Source organism: Nautilia sp. PV-1 (assembly GCF_004006315.1).
Classification (GTDB): Bacteria; Campylobacterota; Campylobacteria; order Campylobacterales; family Nautiliaceae; genus Nautilia; species Nautilia profundicola_A.
The window spans coordinates 689,707-706,810 of sequence record NZ_CP026530.1 but is presented as its reverse complement, the minus strand read 5'-3'; the positions used below and the strand labels follow the sequence as shown (position 1 = coordinate 706,810).

The 17,104-nt window shown below is 32.9% G+C and carries 15 protein-coding genes; 8 read left to right on the top strand and 7 right to left on the bottom strand.

The genetic code is table 11. The features are described 5' to 3' along the window. Positions 1-32: 32 nt before the first annotated feature. From C3L23_RS03880 to C3L23_RS03855, 6 genes are all read left to right on the top strand, one after another. Complete coding sequence (locus tag C3L23_RS03880; RefSeq protein WP_127680037.1) at positions 33-1,892, top strand: proton-conducting transporter membrane subunit; 1,860 nt, start codon at positions 33-35, stop codon at positions 1,890-1,892. After that, entirely contained in the window at positions 1,889-2,809 is a 921-nt protein-coding gene (locus C3L23_RS03875) for a respiratory chain complex I subunit 1 family protein (protein ID WP_127680035.1), read from the top strand. The genes C3L23_RS03880 and C3L23_RS03875 overlap by 4 nt, the downstream gene beginning before the upstream one ends. A gap of 1 nt (position 2,810) precedes the next feature. Next, positions 2,811-3,398 carry a hydrogenase gene (locus C3L23_RS03870; RefSeq protein ID WP_127680033.1) on the top strand — a complete coding sequence of 196 codons (588 nt, stop codon included), beginning with the start codon at positions 2,811-2,813 and terminating at the stop codon, positions 3,396-3,398. After that, positions 3,399-4,778 (top strand): proton-conducting transporter membrane subunit, encoded by a 1,380-nt coding sequence (locus C3L23_RS03865; protein ID WP_127680031.1) that lies wholly within the window; start codon positions 3,399-3,401, stop codon positions 4,776-4,778. Beyond that, positions 4,775-6,139, top strand: coding sequence for an NADH-quinone oxidoreductase subunit C (locus C3L23_RS03860; RefSeq protein ID WP_127680029.1), 1,365 nt, complete (start codon positions 4,775-4,777; stop codon positions 6,137-6,139). Before C3L23_RS03865 ends, C3L23_RS03860 begins: the two co-directional genes overlap by 4 nt. Positions 6,140-6,332: 193 nt before the next feature. Then, on the top strand, positions 6,333-6,833 hold the full coding sequence (locus tag C3L23_RS03855; RefSeq protein WP_127680027.1) for an NADH-quinone oxidoreductase subunit B family protein: 501 nt from the start codon (positions 6,333-6,335) through the stop codon (positions 6,831-6,833). Between the two features lie 5 nt (positions 6,834-6,838). Here the strand turns inward: C3L23_RS03855 and C3L23_RS03850 are convergent, their stop codons facing one another. The 5 genes from C3L23_RS03850 to C3L23_RS03830 are packed head-to-tail and all read right to left on the bottom strand — an operon-like array spanning position 6,839 to position 12,950. Then, positions 6,839-7,243 (bottom strand): thioesterase family protein, encoded by a 405-nt coding sequence (locus C3L23_RS03850; RefSeq protein ID WP_127680025.1) that lies wholly within the window; start codon positions 7,241-7,243, stop codon positions 6,839-6,841. Positions 7,244-7,251: 8 nt separating this feature from the next. After that, complete coding sequence (locus C3L23_RS03845; RefSeq protein WP_127680023.1) at positions 7,252-9,225, bottom strand: EAL domain-containing protein; 1,974 nt, start codon at positions 9,223-9,225, stop codon at positions 7,252-7,254. Continuing rightward, positions 9,218-10,678 (bottom strand): sensor histidine kinase, encoded by a 1,461-nt coding sequence (locus tag C3L23_RS03840; protein WP_127680021.1) that lies wholly within the window; start codon positions 10,676-10,678, stop codon positions 9,218-9,220. Before C3L23_RS03840 ends, C3L23_RS03845 begins: the two co-directional genes overlap by 8 nt. Then, the gene (locus C3L23_RS03835) at positions 10,675-11,064 is read right to left on the bottom strand and encodes a hypothetical protein (protein ID WP_127680019.1); all 390 of its coding nucleotides are present in this window, start codon (positions 11,062-11,064) and stop codon (positions 10,675-10,677) included. Before C3L23_RS03835 ends, C3L23_RS03840 begins: the two co-directional genes overlap by 4 nt. After that, positions 11,061-12,950: a hypothetical protein gene (locus tag C3L23_RS03830; RefSeq protein ID WP_127680017.1), complete on the bottom strand. Its 1,890-nt coding sequence runs from the start codon at positions 12,948-12,950 to the stop codon at positions 11,061-11,063. Before C3L23_RS03830 ends, C3L23_RS03835 begins: the two co-directional genes overlap by 4 nt. 87 nt (positions 12,951-13,037) lie before the next feature. On the opposite strand from C3L23_RS03830, the gene glyS reads away from it, so the two are divergent. Then, a complete protein-coding gene (gene glyS, locus C3L23_RS03825; RefSeq protein WP_127680015.1) occupies positions 13,038-15,011 on the top strand; it encodes a glycine--tRNA ligase subunit beta in 1,974 nt (657 codons plus the stop codon). Between the two features lie 8 nt (positions 15,012-15,019). Beyond that, the gene (gene thiS / locus C3L23_RS03820) at positions 15,020-15,220 is read left to right on the top strand and encodes a sulfur carrier protein ThiS (RefSeq protein ID WP_127680013.1); all 201 of its coding nucleotides are present in this window, start codon (positions 15,020-15,022) and stop codon (positions 15,218-15,220) included. 156 nt (positions 15,221-15,376) lie between these two features. Here the strand turns inward: thiS and ubiE are convergent, their stop codons facing one another. Both ubiE and hypE read right to left on the bottom strand, forming a co-directional pair. Continuing rightward, on the bottom strand, positions 15,377-16,078 hold the full coding sequence (gene ubiE, locus C3L23_RS03815; protein WP_127680011.1) for a bifunctional demethylmenaquinone methyltransferase/2-methoxy-6-polyprenyl-1,4-benzoquinol methylase UbiE: 702 nt from the start codon (positions 16,076-16,078) through the stop codon (positions 15,377-15,379). A 37-nt stretch (positions 16,079-16,115) separates the two neighbouring features. Beyond that, positions 16,116-17,093, bottom strand: a complete 978-nt coding sequence (gene hypE / locus C3L23_RS03810) for a hydrogenase expression/formation protein HypE (protein ID WP_127680009.1) — start codon at positions 17,091-17,093, stop codon at positions 16,116-16,118. Positions 17,094-17,104 lie beyond the last annotated feature (11 nt).

The window sequence follows — 17,104 nt, the reverse complement described above, 5'->3', positions numbered from 1 at the left end:
CTTTCCTTAAAATTTACTTAAAGGCAAAGTTAATGTTTAATTTAAATCCACTTTCAGTGTTGTTTTTGTTTTTAATTCTACTTGGGGTTATTCCGAATCTTTTTTATATGGCTGGATATCTTTCGCATATAAAAAGAAAAACGCATTTTCTTATCCATTACTTTACTTTTATTATTTCCATGATAGGCGTCGTTTTATCAAACGAGATACTTCCGTTTTTGTTTTTCTGGGAGCTGATGAGTCTCAGCAGCTGGCAGTTAATCCTAACAGAACCGACCGATGAAGCGGTAAAAGCCGGAAGATTTTATTTCTTTATGACGCATTTTGGGTTTGTTTTTATATTAATGTTTTTCTTAATGCTTGGCGGAAATTCCTTGTTTACCAATTTTCACACCCTCTCAAACCTTGCGGCTGAGTTTAAATACCCTTCAATTCTCTTTTTTTTGATAACGATAGGATTTTTAAGTAAAGCCGGGGTCGTGCCTCTTCACGTATGGCTGCCATACGCCCATCCGGCGGCCCCTTCTCCGGTATCGGCTTTAATGAGCGGTGTTATGCTTAAAGTCGCGATTTACGCATTTTTGAGATTTCTTTTTATTATCCCGAATTGGCAGATTGAATGGGGAGTAATAATTTTGGCACTTGGCGCAATTTCGTCTCTTGTCGGGGTATTATACGCAATAGCGAGCCACGATATCAAAGCTCTTCTTGCAAACCACTCCATAGAAAATATAGGAATTATCCTTATAGGTATAGGGGTGGGTATGATTTTTACCTACTTAAAACTTCCTGTTTTGGCGGCATTTGCGTTTATTGCGGCCGTGTATCACACGTTTAACCACATGAGCTTTAAATCCCTCCTTTTTATGAGCGCGGGAAGCGTTTTGTATGCAACTCATACAAAAAACATCGAAAGTTACGGAGGACTTATCAAATTAATGCCGATAACCGCTTTTATGTTTTTAACAGCGGCTATTTCAATCTCCGCACTTCCTCCTACAAACGGATTTTTGAGCGAATGGATGATATTTCAAAGTATGCTTAACTCCAGCGGTATTGATAATCTCGTGCTTAAACTTTCATTCCCTTTTGCGATTTTCGCCCTTGCCCTCACCGGAGGTCTTGCAATAGCCTGTTTTGTAAAAGCCTTTGGTATTACCTTTTTGGGACTAAGCAGAAGCGAAAACGCAAAACACGCAAAAGAGGTAAACAGATTAATGCTCACAGGTCAGATTTTAATGGCCGGTGTTGTAATTTCGCTCATGCTTTTTATGCCTTTCTTTATAAAAATAATAAACCACTCCATGCCGATTGCAGATATTTATCATAAACTTTTCCAAAATATCTGGGTTATGCATTCACTTAATTCAAACGGAGCGGTTGCGCCTATTTTGATTTTGGCGGGACTGATAATCGTCGTATCTGCTATATACGCATTTTACAAATACCTAAATCCGAAAATCAGAATTTATCATACATGGGCATGCGGATACAACACATCCGCAAAAAGCCAATATTCTGCCACCGGTTTTGCCGGACCTATCAGAAGATTTTTTGAGTGGCTTTACCGCCCTGAAGTGCATACTCACACTCAGACCCTCGCCGGTCACAAAACCAAATTTTCGTCATCACTTTACGAAGTGCATATAAAACCTCTTTTTGAAAAAAGTCTGTATGACAGTGTAGTAAAAGGACTAAATTATTTAAGCTATTTCGTATACAGACTTTCACATTTTGAAAGAACCAAATATTCAAGCCTTATTTTTATGCTTTTAATTTTTACGCTTTTCAGTTTCAGAGTGTTTTACAAAGAATACAACTGGGGGAATATTTTGCTTGAAATTGTGGTAATGGCGATATTTTACAAATTCATTTTCGGAGAGAAAAAATGATAAATTATTTGCTAACCATTCTAATTATTTTTTTAATAGCACCGTTTTTACTGGGACTTACGAAATCCGTTAAAATGTATCTTTTGTTTAAAAAACCGCTTTCACCTTTTCAGCCGTATGTCGATTTTATGAAACTCATCAACAAAGAGCTGGTTTACGCCAAAGAATCAAGTATTATGAGCAGAATTGCGGTATTTATGATTTTGGCTCCGATAGTAGTGGTGGTGTTTTTAATGCCGCCCGTTTTTAGTAAAAGTTTTTATATTTCATTTATAGACGCATTTACAATTACGGGGCTTTTGTCGCTTTCCACTTTCTTTTTGATGCTTCTAGGGCTTGACAGTGCAAGCGCCTTTGGAGGAATAGGCAGCAGTCGTGAAGCGTTTATTTCGGCACTCGTAGAACCAGCTATGATCTTAACAATATTCAGTATTTCGCTTATTGGAAAAAGCATTGGGATCAGTGGAGCGGTGTTAAATCTTAATAATCACTTCGATATAAACCACGCAGCAAGTTTTATATTGGCGGCAATCAGCTTTTTTATTATTTTAATAGCAGAAAACGGAAGAATACCTGTGGACAACCCTGAAACTCATCTTGAACTGACGATGGTGCACGAAGCCATGATTCTTGAAAGCACGGGAGCCGATTTGGCTCTGATAGAGACGGCAAATGCGCTTAAATTTGCAATTTTCGCAAATTTATTTGTAAGTCTCTTTTTACCTTTTGGAACAAATCTTTGCTGGTGTTTGGCTGTTTTAGTTTTTATAATAAAATTAATTTTAGTTTCAGTTTTGGTAGCTTTTATAGAGGTAAATACAGCAAAACTCAGACTTTTTAAAGTTCCAAATCTTCTTGGCATTGCGATAATTTTTGGTTTTTTATCTCTATTTATTTATTATGTAGTGGGAGAATAAAATGATAAATGTTTTAATAGGATTTTTTATCGCCGTACTGATAACGGCTCTTTTTACGAACAGGCTTTTCAGGCTCTATTTCTGGTACGGGATTAATTCGCTTATTTTGGGACTTATAGGAATTACACTTGGAAGCGTTTACGGTCTTAACGAGCTTATAGTTATGGGAATAATTACGATACTGGTAAAATTTTTAATCATTCCTTTTATTCTGAAAAAAATAACGTTCAAATTCAAAATTTCAAGGGACATTACGCCGATTATAAAAATCCAGTATTTAACGATACTCGTACCCGTAATTCTGGTATTTACCTATTATCTCATAACACCTGTCTTAAAAACGTTTCAAACGCATCCGAATTTCGTTGCAATTTCTATAAGTTCTCTGTTTTTAGCCCTTTTGCTGATAATGGAACACAAAAGAATGATTGCAAAAATAGTCGGATTTTTATTCATCGAAAACGCCCTATTTTTACTAGGCGTAGTCGCAACGAACGGTATGCCTATGCTGATAGAGCTTGGCGTGTTTTTTGATTTAATGATGTTTATTCTGATAATCAATCTACTTTTTAAATATCAAGGAGAATAGATGGAATTTCTTTTCGTACCGCCGGTTTTAATTTTTATACTAAGTTATTTTAAAATAAACAGAACGCTTATGGCCATTATTTCTTCAACTATTGCGATCGGGGTGATTTATGTATTATTTCATCCGTTTATCAATAAATATTTTTTTGTCGATAAACTTGGAGGTTTTGTTTTGACTGTATCTTCAATAGTCGCCGTAGCGGTATTCGTTTCGATGATTTCACTGCCTGAGAGAATAAACTTAAACTACAAATCAATTAAACGGTTTTACAGGTTTTTTGCGGTTTTCTGGCTTGGAATTATTATCTCAATCGTTTCTAACAACATGGGGCTTTATTGGATAGGACTTGAATTTGCGACCCTTTCAACCGTTTATATGATAAAAGTAAAAATCACAAAAGAAGCCGACATTGAAGCCTGGAGATATCTAATCGTAGGGGCTATAGCAATATCTCTCATTCTTTTTGGAATTATTCTAATTTACGCATCAAGCAAAGATGTTTTAGGTGATTACGCCATGAATTTTTACGCCCTTATGAATAACACCAGAAAAATAAACAATTATCTTTTTGAGCTAGGATTTTTATTCGTAATGGTCGGAATGTTCATAAAAATGGGATTTTTCCCTATGAATCTATGGCTTGCGGACATTGAAAGGGCATCCATTTATCAGGTGGGGGCACTGTTTAGCGGAATTCTTGAGAGTGCGATAATTTTAGGGTTTTTCAGATTCAGCGAAATAGAAAAACATATAAATTATTTCCATTTAATCGGTATCGGATACGGATATATACTTGTAACTTTATTTTTTATAAGTTTCCTGCTTTACAGGGCAAAAGATTTCGTTCGTCTTTTTTCGCTTTCCGGAATTGAGCATATGAGTCTGATCGCGCTCTTTTGGATTAGCGGGGGATATTTTGCAGCACTGCTTCATTTTGCGGCACACGCATTTATGAAACCGGGGCTTTTTATAAGTTCACAGGTTTTAGAACAAAACAAAAAATATCTTTTCAGAGGAGCGTTAAAAAACGTCAATAAATTTGCGGCGTTTATGATAGCGGCTCTTTTTTTGGGAGTAATTTCACTGCCTCCGAGTCCTATGTTTTTCAGTGAAATATACGGATTTAAGGCAATGGTGGACGTCGCAAAAGATTCATACTATTTATTTTTGATGCTTTTTGCTATTTTTGCGATTTTAGGACTTTTAAGCATTATTTTTTACAGATTCGTCCATATTTATCAGGATATGCTATATGCGGGCGATAAAAAAGAAAAAAAAGTTTACATTAGTGAAATAATCGCCGTTTTTATTCTTTTTATATCAACCGCGCTATTGTTACTTCCGCAAAGTTTTGATTTTATAGAAGGGATCGTAAAATGAGACTGATAGCAAGATTTGCACTGGATAATACTGAGCATTTTGAAATTATAGACGTTTTTGACAAGGAAATACGCCGCCAAAAAGTCGATAAACAAAATCCTATCGTAAAATCCATTATGCCAAAATATCCCTCAGCCATTTGGATGGAAAGAAAAATAAGAGACGAATTCGGAATAGAATTTGAAGGGGCGTTTGATAAAAGACCCCTCGTTAAACACGAAAGATTTCCAAAAAATATCTTCCCTTTGAGAAAAGATTTTGACAAAAAAGACGTTGAATTTGACGAATACAAGCCTTATAAATATGAAGAAATAGAAGGTGACAACGTTTTTGTCGTGCCGGTTGGTCCAATTCACGCCGGAATAATAGAACCAGGACATTTTCAATTTTCACAGGCGGGAGAAGAAATACTTCACCTTGAAGTCAGGCATTATTACAAATACCGCGGAATCGAAAAAATGGTCGAAGGCAAAAAACCCCTAGAAATAAAAAAAATTGTTGAAAGAATAAGCGGGAATGAAAGCATCGCTTATCAGATAGCGTTTATGGATATTTTGGCCCAGGCAAGTGAAACCGAAATCCCAAATTCTCTAAAACAAAAATATTACACCCTGCTTGAGCTTGAAAGAATAATTCATCACTTAACGGACCTCGGGTTCATTCCAAACGACGCCGGATTTGCCCCTGCCCTTGCTTTTATGAGCAAACTAAGTGAAGACGCAAGAAGGGTTATGGCAAAAATCACCGGGCACAGATTCGGTTTTGGAGCTATAAAAGAAGAGCTCTCGGTTGATTACGAAACGCTCGTTGATTTTGTAAATTATCTTAAAAAAGAAGTGGAGTTTTTCGAAGACTGGACGGACGACATCGCAAGTCTTTGGGACAGATTCAATACCACCGGGGCGCTCAGCCGGGAAAAAGCGATAAAATACGGCGTAGTGGGAGTCGGCGCAAGAGCCAGCGGAATTAAAATCGACGTGAGGGATAATGTTTTTTATAAAAATTTCGGATATAAAATGCAGTTTGGCGTGAAGGGTGAAGTCGGGGACAGGTTTAAAGTCAGAATAAAAGAAGTGCTTAATTCCATAGAAATGATAAAAAATTTCAAAACGGATAAAAAAGAAAAATATATACTTAATAGCTTTAAAGACGGCGAATACATGAGCTTTGTGGAAAGCTCAATCGGAGAACTTTTTATGTATATGAAAATAAAAAACGGCGCGGTTGAGAGGTTTTACGCGCGCGACCCTTCGCACATAAACTGGCAGGCGTTTCATACGACCATTTACAAAGATATTATCGCCGATTTTCCGCTGATAAACAAAAGTTTCGATTTGAGTTATGCGGGGAACGATTTGTAAATTAAAATAAAAATTTACTAAATAAAGTGAAACAATTGCTGATTTTAATGGAAAAAAAGCGTATAAAAAAGTGCTCTAAACTCAAAGGGCGCTTGCGTTTGCACTTTTTAGCTTTTTTGAAATATCTAAAATCCGCACTCTTGCTGAGTGCTTTTAGAAAGTTTAAAATATTTCCTATATAAAGGACTGAAAAATGCTTAGATTCTGGGAAAAAAGAATAAAAACGGGAATCCTCACGGAAAATCCCGAATTTGATAAAGAACTTGAACAGATAAAAAAACAGATAAAAGACAAAATCAAAAAACATTTTGCTGGAAGTCTCGCCATAAGAATGGTAGATAGCGGAAGCTGTAACGCATGCGAAGCCGAATGCAACGCGCTAAGCAATCCGTATTACGACCTTGAAAGGCTTGGAATCCATTTCGTGGCAAGCCCGAGACACGCTGACGTTATGTTGTTAAGCGGCGTTATGACCATGAACATGTATCATCACGCAATCGACTGCTATAATCAGATGCCAAGTCCTAAATGGGTTATCGCAGTGGGGGACTGCGTAAAAGATTTGGGAGTTTTTGAAAAAACGTATGCGATTAAAGGAAATGATTTAAAAATAGATTATTTTATTCCGGGATGTCCTCCAAGCCCGAAAGACATCATAAAAGGAATTTTGGAATTTTTAAAAAATTTCGAATAATATATTTATTCTATAATAAATTTTTTTATAATATCTTCCGGAATTTTTTTCGGTCTTTGTGTTTTAAAATCTACAAAAACCCATTCGCTAAATCCGGATGTGATCAGTTTATCGTTTTTGTAAATTTCGTATTTTCTGATTACAAGCAGTTTTTTAACCTCATCAATCCATGTTTTTAATATAAGTTCATCTCCCTCAAATGCCGGAAGTCTGTATTCTATGCAGTGTTTCCTGGCTACCCAGCTCACACCGTGCTTTTTATAATAATCGACTCCGAAACCTTCATGCGTAGAATGTTCCATAGCTATGTTTATCATCCATTCAAGGTATTTCAGATTGTTTACATGTCCATTAAAATCAATATCTTCTTTTTTTACGACAATATGTTTTTCAAAAATTTTAGGCTCCATATTCTTCCTTATAAAGCTAGTCTCTGAGGTTTTCCAAAGTAATATCCTTGAGAATAATTAACTCCAAGCTCTTTCACAGTCTTAAAAATTTCTTCATTTTCAACAAACTCGGCTATAGTTTTAATTTCATTTGCTTTGGCAAATTCTACAATCGATTTTACTACGCTGTAAGAAAATTTATCTTTATGAATATCTTTTATCAGTGTTCCGTCCAGTTTTAGATAATCCGGTTTATAATTTATCAGTCTTACAAAATTCGAATAACCGCTTCCGAAATCATCTATCGCAATGGTTACACCGAGATCTTTAATTTTATTAATAAATTCATGCAAAACGTCATATTTTTCCACATCCGCATCTTCCAACAGTTCAAAAGTAACATATTTTGCATATTCTTTATTTTTACTCAACATTTCATAAATAAGTTCTCTTACTATCTCTTTTTCGATATCTATTTCAGAGATATTTATACTAATATCGTAATCTTTCATTTTTTTAACAATATCGAAAGCTTCACTTAATACTATCTCGGTAATTTTGGAATAATAAATCCCCTGCTTTGCAACGTCTATAAATTTTGCAGGCGGTATAATTTCATTATTATATTCTATCCTCACTAGAGTTTCATATTTAACTATTTTTTTTGTTTCGTTATCAATTATAGGCTGATAAAAACAGACTATGTTTTTATTGTCTATCGCTTCTTTTAATATATGAAGTATCTGAAGGTTTTCCTGAGCCACTTTTTTTTCTTTTTCAAGAAGTCCGTCGGCAACTATAAAAGAATCCTTGTTCGATTTAATTTTAAACATACCTATTCTGGCATTTTCAAAAGCCTCTTTACCTTTGGAAACGCTCATTATTACTGTAACGTCATATAAAAATTCTCCTATATCCAGTTGAGAATAATTAATCTTTTTTTGTAAATTTTTCAGCTCTTCAATATACTGTCTGTAACATATCCCGTCTTGACTCAAATCTGTAACAATTGCATAAACACCGTCATCAAGATCAAATATTTTATCTAAACCTCTTGGCAAAAGGTCCTCGAGGTATTCTTCAAATTTGTTTTCAATGGTTTCAGCAATTTTTTCACCGAAAAAATTACTGAAACTTTGGAAATTTTCGATCTCTATTAAAGCCACAAAAGGTTCTTTTGCGTTTTCTATATAATCATATAACAGTTTTTTAGGTTTCATCATTTCACTAATATCGTAACAAAGAGATATCAGCTCTATTATATTATCGTTTTCATCAAGTACTGGGCTTACAATAGTTTTAATATAAATAATTTTTCCGTTTTTATCATTTGCTTTTATTAAAGTGGTGCAAAGTTTTTTGTCTTCAATTATTTTTTTCCAAAAATATTCGATTTCTTCTTTGATTTTTTCAGGATGATGCAAAATATATTCAATTTCTTTTCCTATTATTTCGTCTTTATCATATCCAAGTATTTTACAAAATTCGTCGTTTACGTAAGTAAACTTTTTTTCTATATCGAATTTGGCAACCATCACGCTTTTGTCTACAATATTCTGATACTGTTTTAAAAGATTTTCAAACTCTTCAGCCTGTTTTTTTAAAATCAGATTTTGAGCTATTTTTTGTATCATATCAACAAACTGTTCAATTTCAAACGGTTTTAATACAAATCCGTCAACACCAAGTTTGATTGCTTCAATAAAATATTCCGTTTCATTATAAGCTGACACGACAAGCGTACTTATATCCGGTTTTATTTCTTTAATACGCCTAATCATTTCCAGCCCGTTCATTTTAGGCATATTAATGTCAGTTATAACAACATCCACTTTATTGTTTTTAAATTTATTTAAACCGTCTTCTCCGTCAACCGCTGTAATAACATTTTTGAAAAAATCTTTAAGAATCTGTTTTGTTTCAATTCTAGCATCTTCATTGTCTTCTACATATAAAACAGTAAAATTCTTAGTAAAGTTTATTATTTCATGTAAATTATTCATACCCAGCCTTTAATTCTATTCTAAACACAGCACCTTTGTCATCGTTATACGCTATTAACCTACCTTTTAACCTTTCTTCTACAATCTGTTTACTCATATATAAACCAAGCCCCGTACCATTTCTTTCATCCTTTGTAGTAAAATATGGATTAAAAATTTTATCTATAATATCTTCTCTGATACCTCCGGCGTTATCCTTTATTTCTAAAACGCATAATTTTTCTTTTTTATCAAAATACGCACTGATTTCAATATACGGATTTTTTATTTTTCTTTCCACCAAAATATCTTCCGCATTTTTTATAATATTTAAAAGCACCTGTTTTAATTCATTAGGAAATGTTTTTAATTCTTTTGGACAATTTATATTTAATTTTATCTGGATATTCTTATTTTCTATTGAAGCCTTGGCTATATTCAAAGTCTGATTAATTATATCATATAACTTGACAGATTTTAAATCATCTTCTTTTCTGTAAAACTTCCTAAAATCATCAATGGTATTACTTAAATGTTTAATCATTTCGTCTATTTTAGAAATAGCCTCTTTTATCTCGACATCAGTCAAAGCTCCAAGCTGAGATCTTAATTTCAGTTTTGAAACAACCAGTCCCATTACATTAAGAGGCTGTCTCCATTGATGGGCAATCATACTCAAAAGTTCTCCCATCAAGGCCATTCTTGACTGCAGTATAAGCTGTTTTTCTTTTTCCCTGTTTTTTTCTATTTCTTCCTTCACTTTATCTTCCAGTGTATCGTTTAATATTTGAAGTTCGTTAATAAGTTTTTGCATTTCCCTCTGTCTTTTCCAATCATAAAATAAAAAAATAACCAGTATTATTACAGACATAATCATTATAAAAATAATTACTTTTAAATTTCCTTTAAGTATTTCAAGGTTTTTATTTATTAAAATAAGAGGCAGTACTGAAAAATCCACTACTATTATATAATCAACCCTGTTAAATTTTACGACCGGATATAAAAGTGTAGTCCATATATCGTTAATTTTCTGCTTAAATACAATAGGTTCTTTCGTTGCTAAAACCTTATACCAGTATTTACTTTTCAACGGTTCAAATTTTTCATTAAAAGCAAATCTGTCATCAGGGTTTCTACTTCCGTCGGCTAAAACTCTAAAAAATTTTTCATTTTCCGGTTTGTATACAATAAAAAGATTTTTTACTTTACCGGTCATAAAACTGCTTAAATAAAAATTCAGCTCTTTTCTCAATTTTGGATTTCTTCTAAGAGATTCAAGTAGGTTATCCCCATATTCAACAGATATGTATCTATTTATATTTTTCATAAAACACTTCATTTCTTTTATCTGATATTTAAATAAATCTCTGCTTATTTTATATTCCGTAGACTGAAAAATATTTGATGCCCACAATAAAAAGGCAATCATTATCAGTATTAAAACACCTAAGATATATGTTGTCTTTTTCATTCCAGATAATCCTCAAATTCAGGAGAAATGTAAAGATGATATTTTAATATCATTTTTTTTCTTAGTCTCAGCTGAGGACGGCCCTTTCTCCAGTAAAACGCTCCAATGGCATTTTTATCTTTCTTATAATTATAATAATCCAATAAAAAATGCGGTTTCGTTTTACATTTTTTACTAATTCCAAGAACGATATCGGCTTTTTTACAGTCTTTAACATTTACAAGAAAAATTGACTGCAGGTTTTGATATTTTTTATTTTCAGTATAAACAAACACTGTTTTTTTATTAAACAGTGTTGTAAACAGTTTTGAAAACAGTTTTACTTCTATATCCTGAGAAAACAACATTCCTGAAAAAATAAAAAACAGCAGTATAATTTTTTTCAAAACCAATACTCCATTCCAACAGTAATTTTTCTATCGATTAACTGAGTGTTTATTTTTTCCAGATCATTGAGATTAAAATTCACAACTCTAATAAAAGAATTTTCATATGCTCTATTAAGAAGATTTTCACCTTTTAAAGAAAACGTCAAATTTTTACTATAGTTATATTTTACACCCAGACTTACATCAATACCTTCTTTTTTTGATTTTTCACCGTTAAATTTGTATTCGTTGTTTTTATAAACGATATTTTCAAAAAAATCAAACTGTTTGTATCTGTGCGTATTTAAAAGCACAACTTTATGTGTTCTGTTTAAAGGAACGTTTTCCAGTTTCAAATATATATAATCTAATATAAAGTCATTAATTACATTATAGTTTTTATGATATTTTAAGTCCAGCATTTTTACATAAATATTCTTATCATAGCTTCTCAAAGTTCCGTCTTGCTGCGTTACCGGGAAGTTTTTGTTAATCCCGTAAAATCCTACTAATTCGATTTCATTTGTATTATTGAACATTTTTTTATATTTTGCAATAAACACATCATTTTTTTGTGGATCTAATATATTGTCGCCATAAAAAGTTTTATATAAATACGGAGGTACTGTATATTCAATGTGCTGGAATGAAAGTTTTAATATATTTTTTTTATTAAAAAGATATGTAGTACCAACTTTATACTGGTGTAAATTATAATTATCAATAATATCATTCAAATATCTGCTAAATTCATAACCCATTGTCACTATAAAATTTCTCTTCAATTGAATGTTGTCTTCTAAAAAAACTGTTCCGATATTCTGCTGTTTTATGCCGTTATAATTTATATCGGTATCATTGAGTCTTAAAGTATAATAATCCATCAGTTTATTTCTTAAACTAATCCCATAAACAAGTCTATGTTTTTCAAAGTTAGACTCTTTATTTATTTTAAAGGTATTAACTAAATCATAACCTTTAGTCTCAACTTTCTGTATAGGTATATAATATGGGTAAGTATTTACCGGCTCTAAAAATAGTCCGCTTTTTTCATAAAAGTAGGTAAAATCCTGTAGATAATCTAAAGTATATTTAAAATTCACCTGCTCAAATTTCTGTTCAGTCCCAAAATGCAGCTCTTTGTACTTTTCATAAGCGCTGTCAAGTTTTCCATCCATACTAATTCCCATAAAGGGATCTTGCTTATGATAAATAGCATTTAAAAGATATTTAGCGTCTCCATTTTGGTATGTCCAAAAACAGTGATAATTTAAATCGTTTCTTGAAACATTCTTGCCGTCAATATATATATCTTTATGTCCTACTTTGCTTCTTGAAAAATGAAAGTAATAATTTTTATTTCCGTCAGCTGTATCAAAGTATTCAGAATTAGAATTATACGAACTGTAACTGACTGCAAATTTTTTACCTTCATCTCTTTTAGGATTTTTCGAATAAAGTTTAATTATCACATACGCGGGTTCTGTAGATATTTTATACGAGGGGCTTAAATAATATATTTCAATATGATCGACAAATGAAAGATTAATATTACCTAATAAAAAAACACCGTTGTCGTATTTGCCTGTAGTTATTTCCTGATTATCTATAAAAACCCTTATTCCGCTGCTGGCATAAGGTAAATTATTCGCACTCCACGGATCTAATACACCATATCTGCTTATATCATATCCGACAACCGTATTTTTTAAAATATCTCTCAAATATCTCGCCTGCATCATATCCAGCTGATATCTAGTAATAATATATGAAATACCCAAACTTTCCTGTTTCGTTTTCTGTGAAAGATCTTCTTTTTTTTCAATTTCGTTAAGTAAAGAATTTACACTTTCTGAAGAAAAAAGAAAAGTCGCAACAATTAACAAAGCAACAAGCAGCCTCATTTTCATCCTTCTCCCCAAGTTAAAAATAAATTAATTTACAAATTATAACAACAATTTTGTTAAAATTACAAACAAAAAGGAAACTTAATGTTAAAACCTTTATTAATAGAAATCGGAGTTGAAGAGCTTCCTGCAATTCCCCTTCTTAAAGAACTGCCAAATATAGAAAAAAAATGGCTTGATATTTTAGAAAAACACGATTTAAAAGCAAACTTTTCATTTTATTATACGCCAAGACGTTTAACATTATGGCACAGAGAGTTCCCGGTAAAACAGGAAGACAAAGTAGAAGAAATATGGGGAGCGCCTAAAGAAATTATTGAAAAAAACCCTAAAGCACTTGAAGGTTTTGCAAAAAAATGCGGCATAGCTCCTGAAGATGTGATTTTCAAAACCAAAGGCAACAAAGAATTTGCATATTTCCAAAAAGAAGTACAGGGAAAAGAGGCTAAAGAACTGCTTCCTCAGATGATTAATGAATGGTTGCATTCTTTAAATTTCGGAAAAACAATGAAATGGGGAGTATGCGAAGAAGAATTTATAAGACCCGTCAGATGGATTTTATGTATGTTTGAAGATGAAACCGTTGAATTTAACGCTTACTGTGTAAAATCTTCAAACATTACAAAACCTCATAGAATTTTTAAAGAAGACATACAAATAAACTACGTGGGAGACTATTTCTGCAAACTCGACAAAAACGGAGTAATTTTATACCAAGATGAAAGAAAAGCCAAGATATTAAGAGAAATAGAAAAACTTCAAAAAGAGCATAATATCACTGTGGAAATTGACGAAGACCTTCTTGATGAAATAGTTGCGATTACTGAATATCCTACGCCTCTTTTAGGAAAATTTGACAAAGAGTTTTTAGTACTTCCCCCTGAAGTAATAATTACTTCTATGAAAGAACATCAAAGATATTTCCCGGTATATAAAAACGGAGAACTTACAAACGCGTTTGTTGTAGTAAGCAATGCATACACCGACAATTTTGCAAAAATTATTGCAGGAAACGAAAAAGTTTTAAGAGCCAGACTAAGCGACGCCTTATTCTTCTGGGAAAACGACCTGAAAAACGGCCTTAGCATTGAAGGACTTAAAAATATCGTATACATGGATAATTTAGGAAGCGTATACGATAAAGTAAAAAGAGAAGAAAATATTGCAGAAATTCTGGCGGACAAATATAATGCCGATAAAGAAAAACTGCTAAAAGCCGTTAATCTTGCAAAAGCCGACCTTCTAACTGAAATGGTTTATGAATTTACAGAACTTCAGGGAATTATGGGATATTATTATGCAAAAGCCCAGGGTATCGATGACGAAATAGCAACTGCAATAAAAGAGCAGTATACGGACAGAGCCTCTAATAAAATCTCAGCATTATTAAACATTGCAAGAAATCTGGACACTTTAATGGCTCTGTTTAGTATAGGCAAAATTCCAAAAGGAAACAAAGACCCTTTCGGACTCAGACGTGCGGCAAACTACATGATTAAAATTGCCAATGAAAACGGCATACCTTTAGATATTAAAGAAATCATTAACGAATTAAAACCGGCTTATAAAGAATTCGATACAAATCAGCTGATTGAATTCATTTTTGAAAGACTGTACAAATTCTATAATATCAATCCGTCAGTAATAAGAAGCGTTCTTGCCACGGGTGAAAGTAATCTTCTTGAAATAGACAAAAAAATAAAACTGATTAACAATATGGTAAATTCTAAAGATTTTAAAGAGCTTTCAACAACCTTCAAAAGGGTTGCTAATATTGTTAAAGATTTTGATCTTAACACTATCAGTGTTGATGAGAATCTTTTTGAAAAAGATGAAGAGAGAAATTTATGGAATGAATTTAAAAAAGTAAACGCAATAGACAACCTTGAAGAAAAACTGGACTTTTTAATTTCGTTAAAACCTCTGATTGACAAATTCTTTGATAACGTAATGGTAAATGTTGAAGATGAAAAAGTAAGACACAACAGAAAAAGCCTTATCGCGTCAATCTATAAAGAATTTCTTGATATTGCAGATATTAAAGAAATCACTATTTAAGGAAAGCGATGAAAATAATAATAAACGGACACGAAAAAGACATAGCACAAAACACAACAATCAAGAAGCTTTTAGAAGATTTAAAAGTGCTTGATAAAACAATGGCTGTAGCCGTTAATATGAAAATTGTAAAAAAAGACGAATGGGACAAATACACTCTTCATGAAAATGACAAAATAGAGGCTCTTAATTTTGTAGGAGGAGGTTAGTTCCCTCTTTTTTTTTATTATTTATAATGACAGTGTTTGACCTAAATTTTTTTATAAATTATTATTGATATATATTTATTTTAAATTTTTCATTTATTAACAGCTAGTGTCTGTCACCAAATAGATAAAAGAAGCAAAGGAGTCTTTATAAATCCCTTACTTTCTAAATATAAAGACCCCTACCTGTCCAAAGTTATAACTGTCTTGTTTTAAAGTGCTAAATCCGGATTCTTCAAAAAGCCCTATTAACTCGCTTGGAGTATAAAAATTTTCTATAGAGTTAGGAAGATACTCATAAGCTTCTTTATTCTTACTCAATATTCCTCCGATTTTAGGCAAAAACTTATTTGAATAAAAATCCACACATTTTCTGAATTTATTAGGATTTTCCGCTTTGACAAATTCAAGCACCAAAACAATTCCTCCAGTTTTCAGTACTCTGTGGAATTCGCTTATAGCTTTTTTAATTTCCAGTACGTTTCTGATTCCAAAAGAAATGCTTATACCGTCTATCGTATTGCTTTGACAAGGTATATCCGTAGCATAGGCATTATAAAATTTTAAACTCGGAAACCTGTTTTTTGCTACTTCAAGCATTCCCACACTTGGGTCCAGTCCGCAGATACGAGTAGATATGTTCTTTTTAGACGCTTCTTTTTGCCATATTTCAATCATATCGCCTGTACCGCATGCAACATCCAAAATTTTCACTTCTTTTTTATCAATTGCGTTTAATGCGTCTTTTATAGCGTTCTGACGCCATTTCTTATCTATTCCGAATGTCAAAACCCTATTTACAAAATCATATCTGTTTGCAATAGAGTCAAACATTCGGACTATCTGTTCTTGTTTACTCACAAAGCCCCCTCATAAATAATTATTCATTTATGTAATTTTAGCAAATTCTCGGCAATAATTCACCTTTTGGCAGTTCAATATATCTTTTACTTCCCCAAGGAGATTTTAACACAACCTTTTTATCGCTGTTTACACTGCCTATAATACTTGCAGACGAATTAAATTTTCTTAATATTTCTTCGGCTTTTTGAGCATCTTTTTTGTCAACTGCGACAATAAATGTTCCTTCATTTGCCAAATCCAGAGGCTCAAAACCGAAAATCTCACAAAGACCTATTACCTCATCAGAAATCGGCAGTTTATCTTCATATACCTCAATACCAACATTACTGGCCTGTGCCCATTCATTTAAAACGGCGCTAAGCCCTCCTCTTGTGGCATCTCTCATCGCTTTAATATCAATATCCGCATCAATAAGGGCTTTTACTTCGTCCCATAAAACTTTACAGTCGCTTTCCAGATCCGTTTCAACCTCATATCTGTGTGCCATAACAACTGTTCCGTGTCTTCCAATGTCACGGCTTACAATAATAACATCGCCTTCTTTTAAATTATGTGCGCTTATTCCAGGTTTAATAATTTTCCCTATTCCGGAAGTATTTATAAATATCTTATCGACACTTCCTGCAGGAACGACTTTCGTATCACCTGCGACAATCTTAGCTCCCGCCTTTTCAAGTTCTTTTGCCATTGTTTTTACAATCTTTTCAAGCTCGCTGAATTCAAGCCCCTCTTCAATCATAAAACCGCACGTCAAAAACTGCGGCTCGGCACCCATCATCGCTAAATCGTTGCATGTTCCGGCTACCGCTAGCTTTCCGATATTTCCTCCGTTAAAAAAAACGGGACTGACTGTAAAACTGTCAGTTGTAAATGCCGTTTTTCCGTCCATTTCCACTACAGCCGCATCTTCAGCCGATTCCAATACAGGATTTGAAAAATTTTTATAAAACAGGTCGTTTATTAATTTATTTGTTTCTTCTCCGCCACCGCCGAATGCCAATGTAATTTTCATTTAAACTCCTT